23 protein-coding genes are annotated in these 25,556 nt (G+C 63.4%); 16 read left to right on the top strand and 7 right to left on the bottom strand.

What is annotated here, in order from left to right; all coding sequences use genetic code 11:
• The first annotated feature begins 27 nt into the window (after positions 1-27).
• Complete coding sequence (locus tag AC1Q61_RS25950) at positions 28-3,984, top strand: DNA-directed RNA polymerase subunit beta' (protein ID WP_019744304.1); 3,957 nt, start codon at positions 28-30, stop codon at positions 3,982-3,984.
• 134 nt (positions 3,985-4,118) lie between these two features.
• Here AC1Q61_RS25950 and AC1Q61_RS25945 read toward each other — a convergent pair whose 3' ends face one another.
• Positions 4,119-4,505 carry a glyoxalase superfamily protein gene (locus AC1Q61_RS25945; RefSeq protein ID WP_042921033.1) on the bottom strand — a complete coding sequence of 129 codons (387 nt, stop codon included), beginning with the start codon at positions 4,503-4,505 and terminating at the stop codon, positions 4,119-4,121.
• Between the two features lie 88 nt (positions 4,506-4,593).
• Here AC1Q61_RS25945 and AC1Q61_RS25940 point away from each other — a divergent pair, with 88 nt between their 5' ends.
• Positions 4,594-5,601, top strand: coding sequence for an LLM class flavin-dependent oxidoreductase (locus AC1Q61_RS25940; RefSeq protein ID WP_042921030.1), 1,008 nt, complete (start codon positions 4,594-4,596; stop codon positions 5,599-5,601).
• A 13-nt stretch (positions 5,602-5,614) separates the two neighbouring features.
• On the opposite strand, the gene AC1Q61_RS25935 is transcribed toward AC1Q61_RS25940, so the two are convergent.
• Entirely contained in the window at positions 5,615-6,112 is a 498-nt protein-coding gene (locus AC1Q61_RS25935) for a SixA phosphatase family protein (RefSeq protein WP_007728426.1), read from the bottom strand.
• A 73-nt stretch (positions 6,113-6,185) separates the two neighbouring features.
• Between AC1Q61_RS25935 and AC1Q61_RS25930 the strand changes: the two genes are divergently transcribed.
• Complete coding sequence (locus AC1Q61_RS25930; RefSeq protein WP_003941897.1) at positions 6,186-6,386, top strand: hypothetical protein; 201 nt, start codon at positions 6,186-6,188, stop codon at positions 6,384-6,386.
• Here AC1Q61_RS25930 and AC1Q61_RS25925 read toward each other — a convergent pair.
• Together AC1Q61_RS25925 and AC1Q61_RS25920 are read right to left on the bottom strand one after the other, a co-directional pair.
• Complete coding sequence (locus tag AC1Q61_RS25925) at positions 6,383-7,141, bottom strand: acyl-[acyl-carrier-protein] thioesterase (RefSeq protein WP_042921028.1); 759 nt, start codon at positions 7,139-7,141, stop codon at positions 6,383-6,385. The two genes, AC1Q61_RS25930 and AC1Q61_RS25925, sit on opposite strands and share 4 nt — an antisense overlap.
• A 44-nt stretch (positions 7,142-7,185) precedes the next feature.
• Positions 7,186-8,175, bottom strand: coding sequence for an NAD(P)-dependent alcohol dehydrogenase (locus AC1Q61_RS25920; RefSeq protein WP_007728421.1), 990 nt, complete (start codon positions 8,173-8,175; stop codon positions 7,186-7,188).
• A gap of 65 nt (positions 8,176-8,240) precedes the next feature.
• Between AC1Q61_RS25920 and AC1Q61_RS25915 the strand changes: the two genes are divergently transcribed.
• From AC1Q61_RS25915 to AC1Q61_RS25885, 7 genes are all read left to right on the top strand, one after another.
• Entirely contained in the window at positions 8,241-8,897 is a 657-nt protein-coding gene (locus AC1Q61_RS25915; protein WP_039972951.1) for a TetR/AcrR family transcriptional regulator, read from the top strand.
• Positions 8,898-8,976: 79 nt separating this feature from the next.
• Positions 8,977-9,942, top strand: coding sequence for an NADPH:quinone oxidoreductase family protein (locus tag AC1Q61_RS25910; protein ID WP_042921026.1), 966 nt, complete (start codon positions 8,977-8,979; stop codon positions 9,940-9,942).
• Positions 9,943-10,031: 89 nt separating this feature from the next.
• The gene (locus AC1Q61_RS25905) at positions 10,032-10,502 is read left to right on the top strand and encodes a MarR family winged helix-turn-helix transcriptional regulator (protein ID WP_003941890.1); all 471 of its coding nucleotides are present in this window, start codon (positions 10,032-10,034) and stop codon (positions 10,500-10,502) included.
• The gene (locus tag AC1Q61_RS25900) at positions 10,499-12,031 is read left to right on the top strand and encodes a DHA2 family efflux MFS transporter permease subunit (RefSeq protein ID WP_003942006.1); all 1,533 of its coding nucleotides are present in this window, start codon (positions 10,499-10,501) and stop codon (positions 12,029-12,031) included. Before AC1Q61_RS25905 ends, AC1Q61_RS25900 begins: the two co-directional genes overlap by 4 nt.
• Positions 12,032-12,178: 147 nt before the next feature.
• Entirely contained in the window at positions 12,179-13,273 is a 1,095-nt protein-coding gene (locus AC1Q61_RS25895) for an LLM class flavin-dependent oxidoreductase (RefSeq protein ID WP_042921071.1), read from the top strand.
• On the top strand, positions 13,260-13,733 hold the full coding sequence (locus AC1Q61_RS25890; protein ID WP_128637874.1) for a MarR family winged helix-turn-helix transcriptional regulator: 474 nt from the start codon (positions 13,260-13,262) through the stop codon (positions 13,731-13,733). The genes AC1Q61_RS25895 and AC1Q61_RS25890 overlap by 14 nt, the downstream gene beginning before the upstream one ends.
• 20 nt (positions 13,734-13,753) lie before the next feature.
• Positions 13,754-14,740, top strand: a complete 987-nt coding sequence (locus AC1Q61_RS25885; protein ID WP_042921065.1) for a pirin family protein — start codon at positions 13,754-13,756, stop codon at positions 14,738-14,740.
• 40 nt (positions 14,741-14,780) lie between these two features.
• Here the strand turns inward: AC1Q61_RS25885 and AC1Q61_RS25880 are convergent, their stop codons facing one another.
• The 3 genes from AC1Q61_RS25880 to AC1Q61_RS25870 are packed head-to-tail and all read right to left on the bottom strand — an operon-like array spanning position 14,781 to position 17,010.
• Positions 14,781-15,308 (bottom strand): gamma carbonic anhydrase family protein, encoded by a 528-nt coding sequence (locus AC1Q61_RS25880; RefSeq protein WP_003941993.1) that lies wholly within the window; start codon positions 15,306-15,308, stop codon positions 14,781-14,783.
• 44 nt (positions 15,309-15,352) lie between these two features.
• Positions 15,353-16,213, bottom strand: a complete 861-nt coding sequence (locus AC1Q61_RS25875) for an EamA family transporter (protein WP_007728407.1) — start codon at positions 16,211-16,213, stop codon at positions 15,353-15,355.
• Positions 16,210-17,010: a crotonase/enoyl-CoA hydratase family protein gene (locus AC1Q61_RS25870; protein ID WP_003942035.1), complete on the bottom strand. Its 801-nt coding sequence runs from the start codon at positions 17,008-17,010 to the stop codon at positions 16,210-16,212. Before AC1Q61_RS25870 ends, AC1Q61_RS25875 begins: the two co-directional genes overlap by 4 nt.
• Positions 17,011-17,119: 109 nt before the next feature.
• On the opposite strand from AC1Q61_RS25870, the gene AC1Q61_RS25865 reads away from it, so the two are divergent.
• Genes AC1Q61_RS25865 through AC1Q61_RS25840 form a run of 6 tightly spaced genes read left to right on the top strand, consistent with a single transcriptional unit; the run spans position 17,120 to position 25,553 of the window.
• On the top strand, positions 17,120-17,941 hold the full coding sequence (locus AC1Q61_RS25865; RefSeq protein WP_003941918.1) for a TIGR03084 family metal-binding protein: 822 nt from the start codon (positions 17,120-17,122) through the stop codon (positions 17,939-17,941).
• Positions 17,938-19,659 (top strand): acyclic terpene utilization AtuA family protein, encoded by a 1,722-nt coding sequence (locus tag AC1Q61_RS25860; protein ID WP_047268913.1) that lies wholly within the window; start codon positions 17,938-17,940, stop codon positions 19,657-19,659. The genes AC1Q61_RS25865 and AC1Q61_RS25860 overlap by 4 nt, the downstream gene beginning before the upstream one ends.
• Positions 19,656-20,804: an acyl-CoA dehydrogenase family protein gene (locus AC1Q61_RS25855; RefSeq protein ID WP_042921024.1), complete on the top strand. Its 1,149-nt coding sequence runs from the start codon at positions 19,656-19,658 to the stop codon at positions 20,802-20,804. The genes AC1Q61_RS25860 and AC1Q61_RS25855 overlap by 4 nt, the downstream gene beginning before the upstream one ends.
• Positions 20,801-22,399, top strand: coding sequence for an acyl-CoA carboxylase subunit beta (locus AC1Q61_RS25850; protein ID WP_042921023.1), 1,599 nt, complete (start codon positions 20,801-20,803; stop codon positions 22,397-22,399). The genes AC1Q61_RS25855 and AC1Q61_RS25850 overlap by 4 nt, the downstream gene beginning before the upstream one ends.
• Positions 22,400-22,407: 8 nt before the next feature.
• A complete protein-coding gene (locus AC1Q61_RS25845) occupies positions 22,408-24,393 on the top strand; it encodes an acetyl/propionyl/methylcrotonyl-CoA carboxylase subunit alpha (protein ID WP_215515750.1) in 1,986 nt (661 codons plus the stop codon).
• Positions 24,393-25,553, top strand: a complete 1,161-nt coding sequence (locus tag AC1Q61_RS25840; protein ID WP_003942033.1) for an acyl-CoA dehydrogenase family protein — start codon at positions 24,393-24,395, stop codon at positions 25,551-25,553. The genes AC1Q61_RS25845 and AC1Q61_RS25840 overlap by 1 nt, the downstream gene beginning before the upstream one ends.
• Positions 25,554-25,556: the final 3 nt, after the last annotated feature.

The following is a 25,556-nucleotide window of genomic DNA, read 5'->3' as shown; positions in this document are numbered from 1 at the left end:
GTAACCCCAACGGGGAAAGGAAGTTACGTGCTCGACGTCAACTTCTTCGATGAACTCCGCATTGGCTTGGCCAGTGCAGAGGACATCCGCAATTGGTCCTACGGCGAGGTCAAGAAGCCGGAGACCATCAACTACCGCACGCTCAAGCCCGAGAAGGACGGCCTCTTCTGCGAGAAGATCTTCGGCCCCACCCGGGACTGGGAGTGCTACTGCGGTAAGTACAAGCGTGTCCGCTTCAAGGGCATCATCTGTGAGCGCTGTGGCGTCGAGGTCACTCGCGCCAAGGTTCGTCGTGAGCGTATGGGTCACATCGAACTGGCCGCACCGGTCACGCACATCTGGTACTTCAAGGGTGTTCCGAGCCGTCTCGGTTACCTGCTCGACCTGGCTCCGAAGGATCTCGAAAAGATCATCTACTTCGCTGCCTACGTCATCGTCGGCGTCGACGAGGAGCTCCGTCACAACGAGCTGTCGACCCTCGAAGCCGAGATGCAGGTCGAGAAGAAGACCGTCGCAGATCAGCGCGACGCCGATCTCGAGGCACGTGCGCAGAAGCTCGAAGCCGACATCGCCGAGCTCGAGGCAGAGGGCGCGAAGTCCGATGTCCGCCGCAAGGTCAAGGACGGCGGCGAGCGCGAAATGCGTCAGCTCCGTGACCGCGCGCAGCGTGAGCTGGATCGTCTCGACGAGATCTGGACCACCTTCACCAAGCTGAGCGTCAAGCAGCTCATCATCGACGAGCTCCTGTACCGCGAGCTGGTCGACCGTTACGGCGAGTACTTCACGGGTGCGATGGGCGCAGAGTCCATCCAGATCCTGATGCAGAACTTCGACCTCGACGCCGAGGCAGAGTCTCTCCGTGAGACCATCCGCAGCGGCAAGGGCCAGAAGAAGCTGCGTGCACTCAAGCGCCTCAAGGTGGTTGCGGCATTCCAGACCAACGGCAACTCGCCGATGGGCATGGTCCTCAACGCTGTTCCGGTGATCCCGCCGGAGCTTCGCCCGATGGTTCAGCTCGACGGTGGACGTTTCGCGACTTCCGACCTCAACGACCTGTACCGCCGCGTCATCAACCGCAACAACCGCCTCAAGCGACTGATCGACCTCGGTGCTCCCGAGATCATCGTCAACAACGAGAAGCGGATGCTGCAGGAGTCGGTCGACGCCCTGTTCGACAACGGTCGTCGTGGACGTCCGGTCACCGGACCGGGTAACCGCCCGCTGAAGTCCCTGAGCGATCTGCTCAAGGGCAAGCAGGGTCGTTTCCGTCAGAACCTGCTCGGTAAGCGCGTCGACTACTCGGGTCGTTCCGTGATCGTCGTCGGTCCTCAGCTCAAGCTGCACCAGTGTGGTCTGCCCAAGCTGATGGCTCTCGAGCTGTTCAAGCCGTTCGTGATGAAGCGTCTGGTCGATCTCAACCACGCGCAGAACATCAAGTCGGCCAAGCGCATGGTCGAGCGCAAGCGCGTCCAGGTGTGGGACGTCCTCGAAGAGGTCATCGCCGAGCACCCCGTGCTGCTCAACCGTGCACCTACGCTGCACCGTCTGGGTATCCAGGCATTCGAGCCGCAGCTCGTCGAGGGCAAGGCCATTCAGCTCCACCCGCTGGTGTGTGAGGCCTTCAACGCCGACTTCGACGGTGACCAGATGGCTGTTCACCTCCCGCTGTCGGCAGAGGCTCAGGCCGAGGCACGCATCCTGATGCTGTCCTCGAACAACATCCTCTCGCCTGCTTCGGGTCGCCCGCTCGCCATGCCGCGTCTGGACATGGTCACGGGTCTGTTCCACCTGACCCGTCTCGACGAGGGTGTCACCGGTGAGCTCGTTGCTCCGACCAACGACGAGGCAGAGCAGGGCGTGTACTCCTCGCCCGCCGAGGCTCAGATGGCAGTCGACCGCGGCGCGCTCTCGGTTCAGGCTCAGATCAAGGTGCGTCTGACGCAGCAGCGTCCGCCGCGCGACCTCGAGAACGAACTGTTCCCCGAGGGCTGGAAATACGGTGACGGCTGGACCGCCACCACGACGCTCGGCCGTGTGCTCTTCAACGAGCTGCTTCCGGCGGACTACCCGTTCGTCAACGAGCAGATGCCGAAGAAGCGCCAGGCGACGATCATCAACGATCTCGCCGAGCGGTACCCGATGATCGTGGTTGCTCAGACCGTCGACAAGCTCAAGGACGTCGGGTTCTACTGGGCCACCCGTTCGGGTGTCACGGTCTCGATTTCCGACGTGCTCGTGCCGCCGGAGAAGCCTGCCATCATCGAGGACTTCGAGGCTCAGGCCGACAAGATCGAGAAGCAGTACCAGCGTGGTGCTCTGGACAAGAAGGAGCGCAACAGCGCTCTGGTCACCATTTGGCAGGAAGCGACCGACAAGGTCGGCAAGGCCATGGAGGCTCACTTCCCCGACAGCAACCCGATCCCGATGATCGTGAAGTCCGGCGCAGCCGGCAACATGACTCAGGTTCGCTCGCTCGCCGGTATGAAGGGTCTGGTGACAAACCCGAAGGGTGAGTTCATCCCGCGTCCGATCAAGTCTTCCTTCAAGGAAGGCCTGACCGTTCTCGAGTACTTCATCAACACGCACGGTGCTCGTAAGGGTCTGGCCGATACCGCACTCCGCACCGCCGACTCGGGTTACCTGACCCGTCGTCTGGTGGACGTTTCGCAGGACGTCATCGTCCGCGAGGTCGACTGTGGAACAGAGCGCGGCATCGTCACCACGATCGCCGAGAAGCAGGCCGACGGCACGATGATCCGCGATGCTCACGTGGAGACCAGCACGTACGCCCGCACCTTGGCGGCCGATGCAGTCGACGCGAACGGCACCGTCATCGTCGAGCGTGGCCACGATCTCGGTGACCCCGCGATCGATGCTCTGCTCGAAGCCGGCATCACGACGGTCAAGGTCCGCTCGGTCCTGACCTGCACCACCGGCACCGGCGTTTGCGCCACTTGCTACGGCCGCTCGATGGCCACCGGCAAGCTGGTCGACATCGGTGAGGCTGTCGGTATCGTCGCCGCACAGTCGATCGGTGAGCCCGGTACCCAGCTGACCATGCGTACCTTCCACCAGGGTGGTGTCGCAGGAGATGACATCACCGGCGGTCTGCCGCGTGTCCAGGAGCTGTTCGAGGCACGTGTGCCCAAGGGCAAGGCTCCTATCGCGGACGTCACCGGTCGGGTACAGCTCGAAGACGGCGATCGTTTCTACAAGATCACCATCGTTCCGGACGACGGCGGCGAAGAGGTTGTCTACGACAAGCTCAGCAAGCGTCAGCGTCTGCGTGTCTTCAAGCACGCCGACGGTCGCGAAAGCCTCTTGGCTGACGGTGACCACGTCGAGGTCGGACAGCAGCTCATGGAAGGTGCTGCCGATCCCCACGAGGTCCTGCGAGTCATGGGTCCGCGTCAGGTTCAGATCCACTTGGTCAACGAGGTCCAGGAGGTGTACCGGAGCCAGGGTGTGTCGATCCACGACAAGCACATCGAGGTCATCGTGCGCCAGATGCTTCGTCGCGTGACGATCATCGATTCCGGTGCCACCGAGTTCCTGCCCGGTTCGCTCACCGAGCGCGCCGAGTTCGAGTCGGCAAACCGCCGCGTTGTCGCCGAGGGTGGCGAGCCCGCAGCCGGCCGTCCGGTGCTCATGGGTATCACGAAGGCGTCGCTCGCGACGGATTCGTGGCTGTCCGCGGCATCGTTCCAGGAGACCACTCGTGTCTTGACCGACGCGGCTATCAACTGCCGCTCGGACAAGCTGATCGGTCTGAAGGAAAATGTCATCATCGGCAAGCTGATCCCTGCCGGTACCGGTATCAACCGTTACCGCAACATCCAGGTTCAGCCCACCGAAGAGGCACGCGCCGCTGCTTACGCAGTGCCGTCGTACGACGACCAGTACTACAGCCCGGACGGCTTCGGCCAGAACACCGGTGCTGCAGTTCCGCTGGACGACTACGGCTTCAGCAACGACTACCGCTAGTCGGGTAGTCGCATGTGACGACTACCGCTAGTCGGGTAGTCGCATGTGACGACTACCGCTAAGCGTTAGTTCGTAGAAAATCCCCCCACTTCGAAAGAGGTGGGGGGATTTTTCATGTCAGGAGTGGGACGTTTTCAGGAGCTGCTGCCGCTGAGGTCCGGGATGACGATCTCCTGGACGGCCCACTTGTTCCCGTCGGGGTCGGCGAAGTAGATGAACCGCCCCCAGGCCTGGTCGTCGATCGGGCTGATGTCGATGCCGCGGCTCTTGAACTCGCGCTCGGCCTCTTCGATGTCCTTGACCACTACCTGCATGCCGACGACCGAGCCGGGCTCGGCGTCGGTGATTCCCTTGCCGATGCAGATCGAGCAGGCCGAACCGGGAGGGGTCAGCTGGACGAATCGCAGGTCTTCGCTGACCGTGTGATCGTGGTCGGCATTGAATCCGAGGCGGACGTAGAAGTCCTTGGCGCGGTCGATGTCGGTGACGGGAATGGCGACCAGTTCGAGCTTGATGTCCATGACGTGCCCTTCATGTGATGGTGAATTCCGGCGACAGGTCCAGTGTTGCGGGTATTGCGGTCAGAAACGGTCCTCGTTCGGCGTCCGGATGAAACTTTCCGAATTCCTTGTTGCTCCGAGGGTGCTTCTCTCACTGCTCGACCGATCCCGAACCAGGAGCGGATACCCCGACTCCGCAGCTCTGACGCATTCCGTCGAACGTGCCGCGCACGCCGACGCTCTCGGCTACCACCGGTTCTGGGTGGCCGAGCATCACGCGGTGCCCGGGATCGGGAGCGGGTCGCCGGCAGTACTGCTTGCCGCGATCGGCGCGCATACGCGCGATATCAGACTCGGCAGCGGTGGGGTCATGCTGCCGAATCACCAACCGCTGATCGTCGCCGAGCAGTTCTTGATGCTGGAGGCTCTGTACCCGGGGCGAATCGATCTCGGCCTCGGCCGATCGCTGGGATTCACAGAGCCCGTACGTCAGGCACTACGACGCAGCAAGGACGCTCCGGACACGTTTGTGTCGGACCTGGACGAGGTGAGGCGTTATCTGGACGGTTCCGCCGCAGTGACGGCACGGCCGGCGTCGCAGACTGGAGTCCCGATCTTCGTGCTCGCCACGCGCACAGGCTTGAAAGTGGCAGCGCAGCTGGGGCTTCCGGTGGTCGTGGGCGGGCCGATACTCGGAATCGGTAGCACCGACCGGGTGGATGCGTTGGACGAGTACCGCCGAGCCTTCCGGCCCACCGACGCTCATCCCGAACCCTATGTGGTGGTTTCACTCGAAGTGGCGGTTGCCGATACCACCGACGCGGCGCGTGAGTTGCTGATCCCGGAGGCGTACGCGCTCGCTGAATCGTCACGGACAGGGGAGTTTCCGCCGCTCGTGTCGCCGGACGAGATCAGGCGCGCCCCGCGCAGTGATCGAAACGCCAGGCGCATCGAGTCGTTCACGGCTTCGGCGCTGCACGGGACGCCCGTCGAGGTGAAGCAGCAGCTTCACGATCTGGCCGAGCGAACCGGTGCCGACGAATTGCTGGCGTCCACGTCGACGTACGACCGTGACGCGCTTGCACTTTCGGACCGCCTACTGCGTGAGGTGGTTTAGCAGTGTGGTTGATCTAACGAGGCACGTGAAACTCGAGCAGAGTGGCGACGGAGTCGTCGAGTTCGGTCCACGGCACCGGTACGGAGAGGACGGCGATCGCCGAAGTCGGGAACTTGTCGCGGATACGTTGCGCCGCTTCGGAGTTTTCGTTCGATGCGAGATCGAGTGCAGTCCAGGGAATTCCGGGTTCGTGTCCGACGATCAGGAGCGTCTTGACGTGGTCGGACGTGGTTCGCGCAGCTGCAATGACGTCTGCGGGTGAGCCGCCGTAGATGGACTTCTCGAACCCGGCGGGAGCTTCGATTCCCGTCGAGGCAAGGGTTTCGACGGTCCGCCGGGAGGTGGAGCACAGAACGGCGTCGACGGGCGGGACGTTTTCGCGGATCCATTCGCCGCCGATGCGGGCCTCGCGCAGGCCCCGTTCGGCGAGCGGACGCTCGTGATCACGGATGCCCTCGGGGTAGCTGGACTTGCCGTGTCGCATGAGGACGAGGGTGCGGTGGTCGGCCATGCGTTCACGGTATCCGCTTTGTGCCCGTCAGTCCGGTTACTCTGGATGGTCAGGACCTTGAAGGAGGTTTTCGATGGCCGGTAAGAAGCTCGATCGAACTAATGCCCGAACTGCACTCGAGGTGGTACGCGAAAGCCCCACCATCGCTTTCATCACCGTTGCCCCGGCAGTGGTCGTGTTCGGCGTGGTGTGGTGGCTCTTCGGTTTCTGGGCCGCGATTCTTCTTGCGTTGGTGTTCGGTGTCGCGGCTGTCGCGACCCAGAAACTGCGTTAGAGGGCGCTCACCTGCGCAACTGCGCGGAGCGCTTCGCCGACCAGGAACCAGACCGTGACGGTCTTGTCGTCGACGCGGCTGCGCAGGACGACGTCGTCGCTGGAAACGATGGGGGTGAGGTACTCGATCAGTGCTCGATGCGGAACTGTCCGTAGTTCGGTGCGAGCGCTGAGGACCTCTTCGACTGCCTGCCAGTAGACGGCGTTGTTGACGTGGTCGAACGGGTCGATATCCGTGGCGCGCAGAGCGAACGGCGTGTCCAGAACACCCGCGCCGTCCGCCTCCGGTGCGTTCTCGGCGAGTACCCGCTTCCACTTCAGGCGATGCTCGTCGGTGGATTCCTCCAGTGGCCGCATGAAGTCGTCACTCATCCGCGTGGGCATGCCCGACTCGGCGCTGATGTTGATCCAGAAGCCTTCGGTTTCCATCAGCGCGCCGTTGCTGCCGTCGAAGCGCACACGCATGTTCGCCCATCTCGTGGAGAAGCCGGAGCACCAGCGAGTCATCGTCAACTCTTCCGGCCAGATCGCCGGGCGTACGACGTCGACGACGGTACGACGCACTATCCAGAGCGGATGGGTGTCGATGGCTCCCGCGGCCTCGATGTTGTCGTTGCCGATGTCCTGCAGGTAGCGGGCGACGGCGTCGAGCCTGACCTGCTTGGCGACGTCGATGTCGCCGGTGCGGACCGGGCGGGACTTGACGAAGATCGGTCCTCGGTCCGGCTGTTGCGCGAGCGTGAGATCTGGGTTCACGTGAGATTCCTGTTCGCTGGAGTGAGCCGATTCTGTCAGGCTTTTCAGCGAGTGGCGATTATCTGCTTTCCGCAGCCGGAGCCGTCGACCATTCGTGCCACGGCGACGGCGGTGTCGGCAAGGGGATGAACGGAGTCGATCACCGGGGTGATGTCACCTGCGTCGATCATCTGCGTCAGGACCTCCAGATCGTCGGCGTTCTCCGAAGCGATGAAGGTGCCCATTTTCTGAGATATGAACGGAGACAAGCACTGTGCGCGTATTTGGCGATCGGTTCCGCCGAGCCACCGTCCGCCGTTCTCGCCGCCGACGATCACCAGCGTTCCAGTGCGTGTGAGCGCCCGTCGAAGATCTCGCAGTCGGCGGTTGCCGCCGGTGTCGATGATGACGTCGTACCGATGCGATCCGTCGGTGGCGTCGTCGACGCGGTAGTCGAGAACCTCGTCGGCACCGATGGAGCGGACGGTATCGGTTTTCGAGGTGCTGCACACGCCGGTGACGTGAGCGCCCATGGCTTTTGCCACCTGCACCGCGTAAATCCCGACGCCACCGGATGCGCCGAGTACGAGGACGGATTGGCCCGCCTGCACGCGGCCGTGGTCGCGCACGGCTTGCAACGCTGTGAGGGCGGAGACCGGCACCGCTGCTGCTTGTGCGAACGACAACCGGGCAGGTTTTGCGGCAATCTTCGTCTCGAGTGCGCGTGCGTACTCCGCGAACGAACCGACCGCGATCCCGTATACCTCCTGGCCGACTGCCACGCGGGTCACCGAACTGCCGACGGCCTCGACTCGGCCGGATACGTCCAGTCCGCGTACCCGGTTCCTAGGTCTGCGCAGCCCGAAACCCGCGAGGCGCAACGGATATGGCAGTCCGGCCATGAGATGCCATGCCCCGCGGTCGACGGACGCGGCCTCGACGCGTATCAGCACTTCGTTGTCGGCGACAGTGGGGCGCGGAATGTGGTCGACGTAGAGAACGTCGGCCTCGCCGTAGCGATCCTGTACGACGGCGGTCATCAGTTCCTTCGGCATGCGAGTCTCCGTTCGTCGAATACTTACAGCGTAAGTATTGCACTTACGGTGTAAGTTCTGTCAACGTGGAGAAGCGCGCAAGATTGACCCGAGACGACGTCGTACACGCTGCTGTCGCGCTTGCCGATTCCGTCGGAATCGATTCGATGACCATGCGGAAGCTGGGCACCGAACTGGGCGTCGAAGCGATGTCTCTGTACAACCATGTTTCGGACAAAGGGGATCTGCTCGACGGAATGGTCGATGCGGTCTTCGCGGAGATCGATCTGCCGACGCCGGGACGCCCGTGGCGCACGGAACTTCACGTGCGAGCGGTATCGACAAGGGAAGTGTTGGGGAGGCACCCGTGGGCAACTCCGTTGATGGAGTCCCGAACGACGCCTGGTCCCGCGACCCTGCGCCACCACGATGCCGTCATCGGAACGCTACGCGCCGCCGACTTTCCCGTCGCCCTTGCTGCGCATGCCTTTTCGATCATGGATGCGTACATCTACGGCTTCGTGCTGCAAGAAGTGAGCTTGCCGTTCGAAACAGCGCAGGAAACGACGGAACTGGCGAAGGCGATCATGGGCTCGTTCGAGAGCGGTCAGTATCCGCACCTGGCCGAGTTGACCACCAAGCACGTCCTTGCTCCGGGATACAGCTACGCCGCCGAATTCGCTTTCGGTCTCGATCTGATTCTCGACGGACTCGAACGTCTGCACATCGGGAGCGAACGATGATCTGACGTGAGTACCGGGTTAAAGTCGAGAAAACCGGGTTACCGGTCCAGACTTCAGATGTCCCGAAGAGGAGCTTTCTGTGCGCGCCATGGTGGTTACGGAACTGTCCGGTCCCGAAGGAATTGTCGCGCAGGAGGTTCCCGAGCCCGCAGCCGAAGGTCTTGTTCTCATCGATGTGAAGGCAAGTGGCGTCTGCTTTCCGGACCTGCTCATCACCTACGGCAAGTATCAGATCCGCCCGGAACCGCCGTTCATTCCCGGCGCGGAGATCTCGGGCGTCGTGGTCTCCGCGCCGGAAGGGTCGGGTTTCGCTCCGGGCGATCGTGTTCTCGCGGCCGCGTATCTGGGTGGGTATGCAGAGCGGATTGCCGTCAACCCGGCGCAGGTACTCCGAATTCCGGACGGACTCGCCTTCGACGAGGCGGCCTCGCTGATCATCAACTATCAGACGATGGAGTTCGCGCTCGCTCGTCGCGCGAAGATCGTCGCGGGGGAGACTGTCGTCGTGCTCGGCGCTGCAGGCGGAGTCGGAACGGCAACCATCCAGCTGGCCAAGGCGCACGGTGCCCGGGTGATCGCCGTGGTACGACGCGAGGGCGTCGACGACTTCTTGCGTGAGCTCGGTGCCGACGAGGTGGTCGCGCTGGCTCCGGGATGGGGAGAGCGGATTCGGAAACTGACCGACGGCGTCGGCGCTCAGATCGTGGTGGATCCGGTGGGCGGCGATGCGTTCGACGACGCGGTCCGGGTTCTGGCACCCGAAGGACGACTCGTGGTGATCGGATTCGCCGGCGGCGGTATTCCCGAGATAAAGGTGAACCGGGTGCTGTTTCGCAATATCAGCATTGTCGGCGCGGCATGGGGTGAGTTCACGCGTACCAATCCCGAGGCGGTAGCCGAGATACACGCATCGCTGGTAGAACACGTCCGAAACGGCTTGCGTCCGCTGGTCAAGGCACGGTATCCGCTTGCCGACGCAGCAGTTGCCCTGGCTGATCTCGAAAGCGGCAAAGTTCTCGGAAAGGCCATCTTGCTGCAGGAATGATTCTTCGCAACGTGATGGTGGTCACCAAATAATAAGTTGCAACATGTTTTCATTTGGGCAATAGTTGCAACCGCACTACCATTTGCCAGGTGATCGCTTCCGATTCTGATGACCTGTATGGAGCACTCGACGAGTTGTTCACTCGCCTGATGAGCGCCGGTGATTCGGAGTCGATCGATGCGTTGATCGAACTGGATCTCTCGTTCTCTCAGGTGCGTGTGCTGTTCGTACTTGCACAACGTGATGCGGCGATCCCGATCAACGAGGTTGCCGACGAGCTTCGGCTCTCGGTGGCAGCTACGGGGCGGAACATCGATCAGCTCGTGAACATGGGTCTGGTCGATCGCCGTGAAGACGAGCGGGACCGACGCGTCAAGCGGGTTTCCTTGTCGGAGGCCGGTCGTAAGGTGACGACCAACCACATCGAGTGCAAGCGCGGCCAGCTTCGCGAATTCGCGTCGCGTGTTCCTGAGCCAGAGCGGATTCGTTTGTTCGAGGCTCTCAAGCCCATTCTCGCGGGTGACTATCTGCGAGCACTTAACCAGGAGACTTCGCGATGACATCGCCGAACGCGCCGGCACCGGCGTCCGACAAACTTGACGGGGCGGTCCTCAAGATCGCTTCCGTGGTGGTGCTCGGCGCCATCATGTCGATTCTCGACGTAACCGTGGTGAGCGTCGCGCTCACCACCTTTGCCGAGGACTTCGAAACTTCGTACGCCACCGTCGCGTGGACGATGACGGCCTACACCCTCGCTTTGGCGACAGTCATTCCGGTTACCGGTTGGGCTGCCGACCGTTTCGGCACCAAGCGCCTCTACATGACGGCCCTGGTGCTCTTCGTGCTCGGTTCGGTCGCCTGTGCGATGGCGTGGGATATCACCTCGCTCATCGGCTTCCGTGTGCTCCAGGGCCTCGGCGGCGGCATGTTGATGCCGCTCGGTATGACGATCATGACCCGGGCCGCCGGTCCGGACCGTGTCGGTCGTGTCATGGCAGTTCTCGGTATCCCGATGCTGCTCGGTCCTATCGGCGGCCCGATTCTCGGTGGTTGGCTGATCGAGGCCGCGAGCTGGCACTGGATCTTCCTGATCAACTTGCCGATCGGCATCATCGCTCTGGCTGCTGCGTTCATCATTCTGCCGTCCGACAAGGCGAAGCCTTCGGAGTCCTTCGACTTCCTCGGCATGATCCTGCTGTCGCCCGGCCTGGCGCTGTTCCTGTTCGGTGTGTCGTCCATCCCTGAGGTGGGAACGGTTGCGTCCGCTCGGGTTCTGGTGTCGGCCGGTATCGGTCTGGCACTGATCATCGCCTTCGTGTTCCACGCGCTCAACAAGGATCACCCGCTGATCGACCTGCACCTGTTCAAGAACCGTCAGTTGACCACCGCCGTCATCACGACGTCGCTGTTCATCGTCGCGTTCATGGGCGCCGGGTTGCTGTTCCCGAGCTACTTCATCCAGGTCGGCGGTCACACCACGCTCGCGGCCGGATTGTTGATGGCTCCGCAGGGTCTCGGCGCTATGGTCACCATGCCGATCGCTGGTCGACTGGTCGACAAGATCGGCCCGGGCAAGATCGTCCTGACCGGTTTGCCGTTGATTCTGATCGGCTTGGGTGTGTTCACACAGGTTGCCTCGGATTCCCCGACGTGGCTGCTGATGGGTGCCTTGTTCGTCATGGGCCTCGGTATGGGTTGCACCATGATGCCGCTGATGACCGCAGCTATCGTGACGCTCTCCAACGAGCAGATCGCTCGCGGCTCCACCCTGATGAACATCGTTCAGCAGACCGCAGGTTCGATCGGTACCGCCGTGATGTCGGTGGTCTTGACCAACCAGCTTCTCGATCGCGGCCTCGATACGACGATGGTCGGTGCGGCGTCGCACATTCCGACCGAGCCGGGAAGTCCGCAGGAGTCTGCTGCGAATTCGATTCTCAGTGCGGCGTCGGACGCATTCGGCAACACCTTCCTCGTTGCCACTGTGCTGATCGTTCTGACCCTCATCCCGGCGTTCTTCCTGCCGCGTAGCAAGACCACCAGGCCGGTGGCCGAGGGCGAGACGGCAACGCCGATCGTTATGCACTGACCGCTTTTCAGTAGATCGTTTGTCCAGGTGAGGGCGGCACACATCTTGTGTGCCGCCCTCATCTTTTGGCCGTGGAATACAGCGGGATGGTTGAATGTTTGATCAGTTACATGCAAACGCATGGATCTAGTTCGCGGAGGAGCAACCATGCAGTTCGGAATCTTCACGGTCGGCGACGTCACCACTGATCCAACGACCGGGGTCACGCCCACCGAGCACGATCGCATCAAGGCCATGACGACCATCGCCAAGCATGCAGAGGAAGTCGGTCTCGACGTCTTCGCGACCGGCGAGCATCACAACAAGCCGTTCGTTCCGTCGTCTCCGACGACGATGCTCGGATACATCGCTGCTCAGACCGAGAAGATCACGTTGTCCACGTCCACGACGCTGATCACCACCAACGACCCGGTGAAGATCGCCGAGGATTACGCGATGCTCCAGCACCTCGCCGAGGGGCGCGTCGACCTGATGATGGGACGCGGAAACACCGCGCCGGTGTACCCGTGGTTCGGCAAGGACATTCGCGCCGGAATCCCGTTGGCGCTCGAGAACTATCAACTTCTTCGCAGGCTGTGGGACGAGGAGGTCGTGAACTGGCAAGGGGAGTACCGCACACCACTCCAGGGATTCACGTCCACTCCGCGCCCGCTGGACGGCATCGCTCCGTTCGTGTGGCACGGGTCGATCCGCAGCCCCGAGATCGCGGAGATCGCGGCGTATCACGGTGACGGATTCTTCGCGAACAACATCTTCTGGCCGAAAGAGCACTACATCGAGCTGATCAATCTCTACCGCCGGCGTTACGAGCACTACGGCCACGGGTCCGCGGATCAGGCGATCGTCGGCCTCGGCGGTCAGGTCTTCATGCGCAAGAACAGTCAGGACGCGGTCAAGGAGTTCCGTCCGTATTTCGACAATGCTCCGGTGTACGGCCACGGGCCCTCACTCGAAGAGTTCACCGAGCAGACGCCGCTGACCGTCGGTTCCCCTGAACAGGTCATCGAGAAGACCTTGGCTTTTGCCGATTTCTTCGGTGACTACCAGCGCCAGCTGTTCCTGATGGATCACGCCGGACTGCCGCTGAAGACGGTGCTCGAGCAGCTCGATCTGCTCGGTGAGGAAGTTGTTCCGGTTCTGCGCCGTGAGTTCGCGGCCAGGCGGCCAGCACATGTGCCGGACAACCCGCCCACTCACGCGTCGATGAAGACGGCTCGTGAGGCAAGCAGTGTCACTGCCTGACGAGCAACTGCCTGAGGTTCCGGTCAGCACCACCGAACTCGCCACCGACGCCTGGGAAGCCTTGTTTCGCGCACAGGTGTCGGTGCTGCGGCGGCTCTCTGCCGACGACGTCTGGGATCAGGTGTTGATGCGCGAGTACGACGTGCTGTTCACGCTTAGTCTTGCGCCGAGTAGTTCCCTTCGCCTGCATGACCTGAATCGGGAGATATTGCTGAGCCAGCCGTCGCTCAGCCGCCTGGTGGAACGGTTGGAGGGCGAAGGTCTGGTAACGAGAAGTGTTGATCCACAGGATCGCCGCGGGACGATCGTGCAACTCACCGAAGCGGGTGCAGCGCTGCAGAAATCAGTGGGTCGCCGTCATGCGGCAAGTATTCGCCGCCACGTCGGACCGGCCCTGGACGCGGATGAACTTCGACTGTTGGCCGAATTGTGCACGCGTCTGCGTCTCGCGCAGTCATGACTGGAGGCAGGATGGACGATATGAGCAACCTCGAAGCGCAGCCCGTCGAGCAGGAATGCGAAGGCCATCCGGCGGAGAGCGAGATTCAGATCCTCACTCCGCGCGACGTACCGCTCGGCGGCCCGCGGGCCATGCGAGTGCGACGCACCCTCCCGCAACGCGAGCGTTCGCTGATCGGGGGATGGTGTTTTGCAGATCATTACGGTCCGGATGACGTCGGCTCAGGACCGGGCATGCATGTGCCGCCGCATCCGCATACCGGTTTGCAGACGGTGAGTTGGCTGTTCACCGGAGAGATCGAGCACCGTGACAGCATCGGTTCCCACGCGATGGTGCGGCCGGGCGAACTGAATTTGATGACGGCCGGGAGCGGGATCGCGCACTCCGAGGTGTCGACACCGAACACCAAGGTTCTGCACGGGATGCAGTTGTGGGTGGCGCTGCCGGATGCGGCGCGCGATACCGCACCCGCATTTGTTCACTACCGGCCCGAGCCGGTGACCACCGGCGGCGCCACGCTCAGTGTGTTCCTCGGTTCGCTCGCCGGTGACACATCTCCGGTGTCGACATTCACCGAATTGTTGGGCGCCGAGGTGATTTTGGATCCTGGCGCCGAGATCGCCCTCGATGTCGATCGTTCACATGAGCACGGCGTAATCGTCGATCAAGGATCGGTAGTGCTACGCGGAACCACCGTCGGCTGGGCCGAGTTGGGTTATCAAGCACCGGGTTTCGGCAAACTGACATTGCGTAATCCGGGATCCGAACCGGCTCGACTGCTACTTCTCGGCGGTAAACCGTTGGGAGAGCAGGTCATCATGTGGTGGAACTTCATGGGCCGCACCCACGAAGAGATCGTCGAGTATCGACGCAAGTGGCAGGCCGAGCTTGCCTCCGGATTCGACGGCAGCGTCCCGGACCGGCGTTTCGGCGTCGTGCCGGGATACGACGGTCCGGCGCTCCCGGCACCCGAGTTGCCGAACAGTACGTTGCGGCCCCGAGGCTAGTCGTTGCTCTTGCTGCTACCGGCCGCGAGCGTCGTTTCGATCAGGCTTGTTCGATGTCCTGGTGAGCCTTCGCGAGCATGATGTAGCCGGCGCCGTTGGCGGTGATACCGGCCTTTTCGCCTTCGGAGAGTTCACGTTTGACCTTGGCGGGCACGCCGGCGACCAGTGATCCAGGCGGGATTTGCATCCCCTGAGACACGACGGCGCCGGCTGCAATCAGTGACCCCGAGCCGATGTGTGCGCCGTTGAGCACCACGGCACCCATGCCGACGAGAACGTCGTCTTCGACGGTGCACCCGTGCAGCACTGCGTTGTGGCCGACCGAGATTCGTTCGCCCAGCACTGCGGGGAACGTCGGGTCGGCGTGCACGGTGCAGTTGTCCTGAATGTTGGTGTCAGCGCCGATGGAGATCGATTCTGCGTCGCCGCGGATAACCGCGCCGTACCAGATGCTGGCTCCCGCAGCGATGGTCACCGCGCCGACAACGGTGGCGTTGGGTGCGATGAACGCACTTTCGTCGATCTGCGGGGTGTTACCGAGAACGGTGGCGATGATCGGGTTGGTCATGGTTCTCCTGTGCGTTGGAATGACGTGCTCTGACGGTACCTGGACTACTTCGCTGTGGGTTTTCGATTCATGACGACTGTGCCGACGCCCGCGGCCACCACCAGTGCGATGGCCACGAGTGTGAACGCGTCGAGCGTTTGCCCGATCACGAGGACTCCGGCCAGTGCGGCCGCTGCGGGTTCGAGGGCGATGAGGACGGCAAAGACTTTCTTGGCGAGAGAGCGCAGCGCCCACATTTCCAAGCTGTACGGGATGACGGACGAGAGGACGGCGACGGCTGCGCCTGCGGCGAGCATCGTCGGATCCAGTAGTTCACTTCCTCCCGAGACGACGCCGAAGGGCAGCGTCAATACGGCCGCGACGATGCTTGCGCCTGCCAACCCGTCGGCGCTCGGGAGCGTCGCGGCCAGGTGGGAACCGGCCACGATGTATCCGGCCCACGCAGTAGCGGCGATCAACGCGAACATCACCCCGATCGGGTCCAAACCGGATTCGCCGTGATCGCCCAACCCGAGCAGCAACACTCCGCCGAAGGCGAGCAGCACCCATGCTCCGTCGGCCCACCGACGAGACAGAACTGCGGCCAGGGTGAGCGGTCCGAGGAACTCGATGGTGACGGCCGTTCCGATGGGCACCGTGTCGAGGGCGAGGTAGAAGGCGCCGTTCATCACGGCGAGGGCGATGCCCAGTGCGAAGATGCCTTTGCGCTGCCGGTTCGACCATCTGCTCCATCGCGGGCGGACGATGACGCCGAGGATGATCGCGGCGATCGTCAGCCGCAGCGTCGTGGCTCCGGCCGGCCCGATCTGCGAGAACAATGTCGTCGCGAATGCCGCTCCGAACTGGAGCGACAGTATCGAGGTGAGGACTGCTCCGACCGGCAGTAGCTGACTGCCCGCCTTCATTCTCCGGTGAACTCGGGACTTCGACGCTCGAGCATCGCGGCGACGGCTTCGTGGTGATCTCGGGTGTGGTGGGCGATCGACTGCATGGCGGCCGAGAGTTCGAGCAGGCTCTCGAGGCTCTGGTGCTGGCCCTCGCGGAGGAGCTTTTTGGTCATGCGGAGTACCTGCGGGGGATTGGCGGCTACTCGAGCTGCCAAAGCGTGCGCTGCGGAAAGCAATTCCTCGGGCTCGGTCACCTGCGAGACCAGACCCCAGTCGAGTGCTCTCGCAGCATCGATCGGTTCACCGGTGAACGCCATCTCGGCCGCGCGGGCGTTGCCGATCGCGCGCGGGAGCAGCCACGCTCCGCCGTCGCCGGGGATGAGTCCTACCTTGACGAAACTCTCGGCGAAGACTGCGGCGGTCGAGGCGATGCGGAGGTCGCACATGAGTGAGAGGTCGCAGCCCGCTCCGATGGCCGGGCCGTTGACCGCCGCGATGGTCGGCACCTCACACGTGTACAGCGCGAGCGGGATGCGTTGGATGCCGTGCCGGTAGCCCTGGCGGATCTCGCCGGGTGCGCCACCGAACATGCCCTCCTTGTCTCGCATGTGCTTGACGTTGCCGCCGGAGGAGAAGGCCGATCCGGCCCCCGTCAGAATGACCGTGCGCACACTCTGATCTCGGTTGACCGCGGTGACTGCGTCTTCGAGGGCCTCGATCATGTCGATCTCGGAGATCGCATTGCGGGTGTCCGGGCGATTGAGGGTCCACGTGACCACATCGCCGGTTCGCGAGATCAGTACGGCGTCGCTCATGGGTGCTCCTGGTTGTCGATGGCAGTTGAACTCAGTCTCTCACCACAGGATTTCGCAATAACAATCATTCGTGCTTGATTTTTATGGATGTGGGTGTGATGCTGGTCGCATGGCCGAACTTCAGACGTTCATCGATGACTTGCGGGCCGAAGGCGAGAGCCTCGACGCCCTGGTTGCGGATCTGCCCGAGGAGAAGTGGGCGACAATGACGCCTGCGGAAGGGTGGACCATCGCACATCAGATCGGGCACCTGCACTGGACGGACAGTGCAGCGATCCTGGCGATCACCGACCCGGACGGGTTCGCGGAGCAGTTGAAGGCGGCGTTCGTGAACCCGGCAGGGTTTGTCGACGACGGTGCTGCCGAACAGGCGGCCCGCCAGCCGGCGGAGTTGCTCGCCGATTGGCGAGCGGGGCGCACCGCTCTCGTCGAGGCGCTCACCGCCGCCCCGGCCGGAACCAAGTTCCCCTGGTACGGCCCGCCCATGGGCGGTGTCTCCATGGCTACCGCGCGACTGATGGAGACGTGGGCGCACGGGCAGGACGTTGCCGACGCACTCGGCGTCGAACGCGCTCCGACGGCGCGCATCAAGAACATCGCTCACCTGGGTGTGCGGACGCGAAACTTCGCGTACTCGGTCAACGAGAAGACGCCGCCCGCCGACGATTTCCGGGTTGAGTTGACCGCGCCGGACGGGTCGCTCTGGACCTGGGGGCCGGAAGATGCGCCGCAGAAGGTCACCGGGCCGGCGTTGGACTTCTGCTTGCTGGTCACCCAGCGTGCCAATCGCGCCGATCTCGATCTGGTCGCCGTGGGTGCCGATGCGGACGAGTGGCTCGGGTTCGCGCAGGCCTTTGCCGGACCCAGCGGTGAGGGACGAGCCGCCGTCGGATCCAGCGGTGAGGGACGAGCATCGAAGGTGGGCAAATGAGTTCGGTACGGATCGGTAACTGCTCCGGGTTCTACGGCGACCGCGTCTCGGCGATGCGCGAGATGCTCGAGGGCGGCGAACTCGACTACCTGACCGGCGACTACCTGGCCGAACTGACGATGTTGATCCTCGGGCGGGATCGGATGAAGGACCCGTCGCTCGGCTACGCGAAGACGTTCCTGCGGCAGGTGGAGGACACGCTCGGCCTTGCGCTCGACAAGGGGGTGAAGATCGTCGCGAATGCAGGCGGTCTCAATCCCGCCGGACTGGCCGACGCGTTGCGCGAGGTCAACACCAAGCTGGGGTTGAACGCGAAGATCGCCCACGTCGAGGGCGACGATTTGATCTCTCGGGCAGACGAACTCGGACTCGGCTCCCCACTGACGGCCAATGCGTACCTCGGCGCCTGGGGCATCGTCGAAGCATTGTCGGCCGACGCCGATGTCGTGGTCACCGGACGGGTCACCGATGCGTCGGTGATCGTCGGTCCGGCCGCTCACCATTTCGGTTGGAAGCGAGATGATTTCGATCAGCTTGCCGGTGCTGTCGCGGCGGGCCACGTCATCGAGTGCGGAACCCAGGCCACCGGCGGCAACTACGCGTTCTTCACAGAGATTCCCAATCTGGGCCGGCCTGGCTTCCCGATCGCCGAGATCAACGCGGACGGAACCTCGGTCATCACCAAGCACGCCGGAACGGACGGCGAGGTGAGCGTCGGCACGGTGACGGCGCAGCTGCTGTACGAGATCACCGGTGGACGCTATGCAGGCCCGGACGTGACGACCCGCATCGACAACGCAGTGCTCACCCAGGAAGGCCCGGACCGGGTGTTGATCAGCGGCGTCACGGGCGAGGCTCCGCCGCCGCAGTACAAGGTCTCCCTGAACACGCTGGCCGGGTTCCGTAACGAGGCCACCTTCATCCTCACGGGTCTCGACATCGAGGCCAAGGCCGATCTGGCGAAGACTCAGCTCGAATCCTGGCTGACGAAGAAGCCCGCCGAACTGGTCTGGACTCTCGCTCGCACGGATCATCCGGATTCCGACACCGAGGAAACCGCGAGTGCGTTGCTGCGCTGCGTGGTTCGCGATTCCGACCCCAAGGTGATCGGTCGCCCTTTCTCCGCGGTTGCGGTGGAAATGGCACTTGCCAGCTACCCCGGCTTCTCGCTGACGGCTCCGCCGAGCAACGGCCAACCGTACGGAGTGTTCACCCCCGGCTACGTCGACGCGGGATCGGTGCCGCACGTGGCCGTACTGCCGGACGGCACGCGCGTGGACATCGCTCCGTCCACGTTGACGCAGGACCTCGAACCCGTCGGCGAACCGGAGCGTCCGGAGCCGTTGCCGCCACAGACGTCGCTTTCAGTACCACTCGGCACGATCGCCGGTGCCCGTAGCGGCGACAAGGGCGGAAATGCCAACGTCGGCGTCTGGGTTCGCACGGACGATCAGTGGAAGTGGTTGGCGCACACACTGACCGTCGAGATGCTCAAGGAACTGCTACCGGAAGCAGCAGACCTGAACGTCACTCGCTACCAGCTTCCGCACCTTCGTGCCGTCAACTTCGTGATCGAGGGAATTCTCGGTCAGGGTGTCGCCTCGCAGGCGCGGTTCGATCCGCAGGCCAAGGGAATTGGTGAATGGCTGCGTTCGCGCCACATCGACATCCCGATTTCGCTACTCCCCGTAACTGACGAGAAAGAGGATTCACGGTGACCGTGTGGACCACACCGGAAAGGCTTGCGCTTCGCGAGACCGTACGCGGATTCGTGAACCAGGAGATTCTGCCGCATCTGACGCAGTGGGAGCGAGACGGCGAGATTCCGCGCGAATTGCACCGCAAGGCAGGCGCTCTCGGACTCCTCGGGGCCAGCGCACCCGAATCGGCCGGTGGTGAGGGCGGCGACGCCGTCGACTCCATCGTGATCTGTGAGGAGATGCATCAGGCAGGTGCATCGGGCGGGCTGTTCGCATCGCTCTTCACCTGCGGCATCGCGGTGCCGCACCTGATCGCGGCCGGCGACGAGGCGCAGATCGAGAAGTGGGTCAAGCCGACCCTGCGCGGCGACAAGATCGGCTCGCTCGCCATCACCGAACCCGGCGGTGGCAGCGACGTCGGCCACCTGACGACAACGGCCAAGCGCGACGGTGATCACTACGTCGTAAACGGGGCCAAGACGTTCATCACCTCTGGTGTTCGCGCCGACTTCGTTGTCACCGCCGTCCGCACCGGTGGCCCTGGTGCGGGTGGTGTCTCACTGCTCGTGATCGAGAAGGGCACACCGGGATTCACCGTCTCGCGCAAACTCGAGAAGATGGGCTGGCGCGCATCCGATACCGCGGAACTGTCCTTTGTCGACGCTCGGGTTCCGGTGGAGAATCTGGTTGGCGCAGAGAACAGCGGCTTCGCACAGATCGCCCAGGCATTTGTTTCCGAACGTGTCGCTCTCGCCGCGCAGGCGTATGCCAGTGCAGAGCGTTGCCTGGAGCTGACCCTCGAATGGTGTCGCGCCCGCGAGACTTTCGGTCGCCCCCTGATCAGCCGGCAGGCCGTGCAGAACACCGTCACCGAGATGGCCCGCAAGATCGACGTCGCCAAGGTGTACACGCACTCGGTGATCGAACGGCACATGGCCGGTGACGGCGATCTGATCGCCGAGGTGTGCTTCGCCAAGAACACGGCAGTCGAGACGGGCGAATGGGTTGCGAACCAAGCCGTTCAGCTGTTCGGCGGCCTCGGATACATGCAGGAAAGCGAAGTGGAGAGGCAGTACCGGGACATGCGAATTCTGGGAATCGGTGGCGGAACCACCGAAATCCTCACCGGCCTCGCGGCCAAGCGATTGGGGTATCAGTCATGAGTGTCATCCGGTCAACACTGGACACCAATTCCGAGGTGTACAAGACCGCAACTTCGACCATGAACACCAAGCTCGCCGAGATCGAGGTCGAGCACGCCAAGGCGTTGGCGGGTGGCGGCGAGAAGTACACCGAGCGGCACCACAAGCGGGGAAAGCTCCTGGCACGCGAGCGGATCGAACTCCTGCTCGATCAGGATTCACCGTTCCTCGAACTGTGTCCCCTCGCTGCGTGGGGGAGTGACTTCCCGGTCGGCGCCAGCACTGTGGTCGGTATCGGCGTCGTCGAAGGTGTCGAATGCCTGATCGTCGCCAACGATCCCACCGTGCGCGGCGGCACCAGCAATCCGTGGACGCTGCGTAAGGGATTCCGGGCCAACGACATCGCCATGCAGAACCGCCTCCCGGTGATCTCCCTCGTAGAGTCCGGTGGCGCAGACTTGCCGACGCAGAAAGAGGTGTTCATCCCGGGCGGGCGTATGTTCCGTGACCTCACTCAGCTGTCCGCAGCCGGAATCCCCACCATTGCACTGGTCTTCGGTAACTCGACGGCCGGCGGTGCGTACATCCCGGGCATGTCCGACCACGTCGTGATGATCAAGGAACGCTCCAAGGTGTTCCTCGCAGGCCCGCCGCTGGTCAAGATGGCCACCGGTGAGGAATCCGACGACGAGGCACTCGGCGGCGCCGAAATGCACGCTCGCAAGTCCGGGTTGGCCGACTACTTCGCCGCCGACGAGCAGGACGCGATCCGCATCGGGCGCTCGATCGTCAAGCGGCTCAACTGGACCAAGAAGGGGCCGGCGCCGCGCGCGGAGATCATCGAACCGCTCGAGGATCCGGAAGAGTTGCTCGGCATCGTTCCGGCCGACCTTAAGATCCCGTTCGATCCGCGTGAGGTCATCGCCCGTATCGTCGACGGTTCCGACTTCGACGAGTTCAAGCCGCTCTACGGTTCCTCCCTCGTGACCGGGTGGGCCGAGCTCAACGGCTACCCGATCGGCATCCTGGCGAACGCACGTGGAGTGCTCTTCAGTGAGGAATCACAGAAGGCCACGCAGTTCATCCAGCTCGCCAATCGTTCCAACACGCCGTTGCTGTTCCTGCACAACACCACCGGGTACATGGTGGGTAAGGAATACGAGGAGGGCGGCATGATCAAGCACGGATCGATGATGATCAATGCGGTTGCCAACTCCAAGGTTCCGCACATCTCGATCCTGCTCGGAGCGTCCTACGGCGCCGGTCACTACGGTATGTGCGGACGCGCGTTCGATCCGCGGTTCCTCTTTGCGTGGCCCAGTTCCAAGTCCGCCGTCATGGGCGGTGCGCAGCTCGCCGGCGTCATCTCCATCGTGGGACGCGCTGCTGCCGAGGCGCGCGGCCAGGTATTCGACGAGCAGGCCGATGCCGGCATGCGCGCGATGATCGAGAACCAGATCGAGGCCGAGTCACTCCCGATGTTCCTGTCGGGTCGTCTGTACGACGACGGCGTCATCGATCCCCGAGACACCCGCACCGTGGTGGGAATGTGCCTGTCGGCCATCGCCACCGCCCCGATCGAAGGCACCGACAACTTCGGCGTCTTCCGTATGTGAGGCACGCCGTGACAATCACTTCAGTACTGGTCGCCAATCGTGGCGAAATCGCCCGCCGTGTCTTTGCAACCTGCCGCAAGAACGGAATCGGCACGGTCGCGGTATTTTCCGACGCAGATGCCGACAGCCCGCACGTCGCCGAAGCCGATGCTTCGGTTCGCCTGCCGGGTAACACGCCCGCCGAGACCTACTTGCGGGGTGAGCTCGTCATCGCCGCCGCCAAGGCTTCGGGCGCCGACGCGATTCACCCCGGATACGGATTCCTCTCCGAGAACGCGGAGTTCGCGCGCAGCGTCATCGACGCGGGACTGACGTGGATCGGCCCGCCCGTCGAATCCATCGAGCTCATGGGGTCGAAGGTCGAGTCCAAGAAGATCATGGACGCCGCCGGAGTGCCGGTGCTCTCCGAACTCGATCCCGCCGCGGTGACCGAGGCTCATCTGCCGGTGCTGATCAAGGCGTCGGCGGGCGGCGGCGGACGCGGAATGCGTGTCGTTCGTGAATTGTCGGCGCTGGACGGCGAACTGGAAGCGGCGCGGCGTGAGGCGCAGTCCGCTTTCGGCGACCCGACAGTCTTCTGTGAGCGGTACCTCGAGACCGGTCGGCACATCGAGGTTCAGGTCATGGCCGACCGCCACGGTGCGGTGTGGGCGGTGGGGGAGCGCGAGTGCTCGATCCAGCGTCGGCATCAGAAGGTGGTCGAAGAGGCACCGTCGCCGCTCGTGCAACGCATCCCCGCCATGCGCGACAAGCTGTTCGACGCCTCGCGGCTCGCAGCCAACGCCATCGGTTACGAAGGCGCAGGAACCGTTGAATTCCTGGCTGACGAAAAAGGCGACTTCTTCTTCCTGGAAATGAACACGCGTTTGCAGGTGGAGCATCCGGTCACCGAGTGCACCACTGGACTCGATCTGGTGGAACTGCAATTGCAGGTCGCTTCAGGTGAAGCACTTCCGGACGATCAGCCGGAGATCCGGGGGCATTCGATCGAAGTGCGCCTGTACGCCGAGGACCCCGCCAAGAACTGGCAGCCGCAGAGCGGAACCGTCCACCACATCGAGTTGCCCGGTGACCCGCAAGAATTCAGTGTTCTGCGTGAGCAGGGCGTTCGCCTCGACTCCGGCGTCGTCGACGGCAGTGTTGTCGGCGTCCACTACGACCCGATGTTGGCCAAGGTCATCTCGTACGCGCCGACGCGGACCGCAGCTGCCCGGCTGCTCGCATCGACGCTGGCGCGCACCAGGATTCACGGGCTGCGCACCAACCGCGACCTGCTCGTCAACGTCCTGGCCCACCCCGCCTTCATTGCCGGAGACACCGACACTGCCTTCTTCGAGACTCACGACCTCGAGAAGCTGTCTACGCCCTTGGTCGATACCGCCGCCGAAAGACTCTCGGCGCTGGCGGCGGCACTTGCCGATGCCGCGCACAACCGGGCGTCGGCCCGCGTCATCGGCCGCTTGCCCAGCGGGTGGCGCAACCTCCCGTCGCAGCCGCAGAGCAAGAGCTACTCCACTGCGTCGGGCGAGTACGACGTCCGCTACTCCCTGAGCCGAAGCGGCGTGCTGAGTGCAGAAGGCTTCGACGACGTGCGCCTGGTATCGGCAACTGCGACCCGGGTAGTGCTCGAGCAGAGCGGAGTACAGCGCTCGTTCGACGTTGCGGCCTACGGGAGTGAGATTTTTGTCGACTCCTCGCTCGGACCCGTCGCGTTGACGGCAGCACCGCGCTTCGTGGATCCGTCGGCAGAAGTCGCCGCCGGTTCGTTGCTCGCTCCGATGCCGGGATCGGTCATCCGCCTCGGTGCCGCACTCGGTGACACCGTCACCGCCGGCCAGCCGATTCTGTGGCTGGAGGCCATGAAGATGGAACACACCGTCACCGCGCCGACTGCCGGTGTCCTGGTGGAACTTCCGGTCGCCGTCGGCCAGCAGGTCGAGGTCGGATCGGTACTCGCACGTGTGGAAGAACCCGCTACAGAAGAGGAAGCATGATGAGTTTCATCGAAACCGAAGAGCAGAAGGAACTGCGGGCATCCGTTTCCAAACTGGGTGAGCGCTTCAACTACGTCGACTACGTGCTGCCCAAGGCGCGAAAGGGGGAGCCGCTCACCGAATTGTGGAACGAGGCGGGCAAACTCGGATTCCTGGGCGTCAACCTGCCTGAGGAATACGGCGGCGGCGGTGCAGGCATCTACGAACTCGCGCTGGTGCAGGAGGAATTGGCGGCGCAGGGTGCCGGTCTGCTCCTGGTTGTCGTATCCCCGGCCATCTGCGGCACCATCATCGGCAAGTACGGCACGGCGGAGCAGAAGCAGCAGTGGCTACCCAGCCTCGCCGACGGCTCCAAGATCATGGCGTTCGGAATCACCGAGGCCGACGCTGGTTCCAACTCTCATCAGATCACCACGACGGCACGCAGGGATGGCGACGACTGGATCCTGAGCGGCAACAAGATCTACATCTCGGGTGTCGATCAGGCTGACGCGGTCCTCGTCGTTGCGCGGACCGAGGACTCCAAGACGGGCAAGCTCAAGCCTGCTCTGTTCATCGTCCCCACGGATTCTCCCGGATTCGTGAAGACGCAGATGGAGATGGACATCATCGAGCCGGACCACCAGTTCATCCTCTTCCTCGACGACGTCCGTCTGCCGGCCGACGCTCTGGTCGGCGAAGCCGATGCCGCCTTGATGCAGTTGTTCGCCGGCCTCAACCCCGAGCGCATCCTGGGTGCGTCGATGGCCATCGGCATGGGCCGTTACGCCCTGAACGCCGCAGTGAAGTTCGCCAACGAGCGCACGGTGTGGAAGACGCCGATCGGTGCGCACCAAGGTATTTCGCATCCACTCGCGCAGGTGAAGATCGAACTCGAGCTCGCCAAGCTGATGATGCAGAAGGCCGCGGTGCTCTACGACAGCGGTGACGATTTCGGTGCTGCCGAAGCCGCGAACATGGCAAAGTACGCCGCCGCCGAAGCCAGCATCAAGGCGCTCGATCAGGCGATCCAGACGCATGGCGGCGCAGGACTGACGAAGGAATACGGACTGGCCGCCATGCTCGGTGCGGCTCGTATCGCCCGCGTCGCGCCGGTGAGCCGCGAGATGATCCTCAACTTCGTCTCACAGCATTCCCTCGGTCTGCCACGGTCCTACTAGGAA

It is taken from the genome of Rhodococcus sp. MPR-R1B, assembly GCF_058793255.1.
Note: the sequence above shows the minus strand (reverse complement) of the source record. Positions and strands in the feature narration are given on the sequence as shown.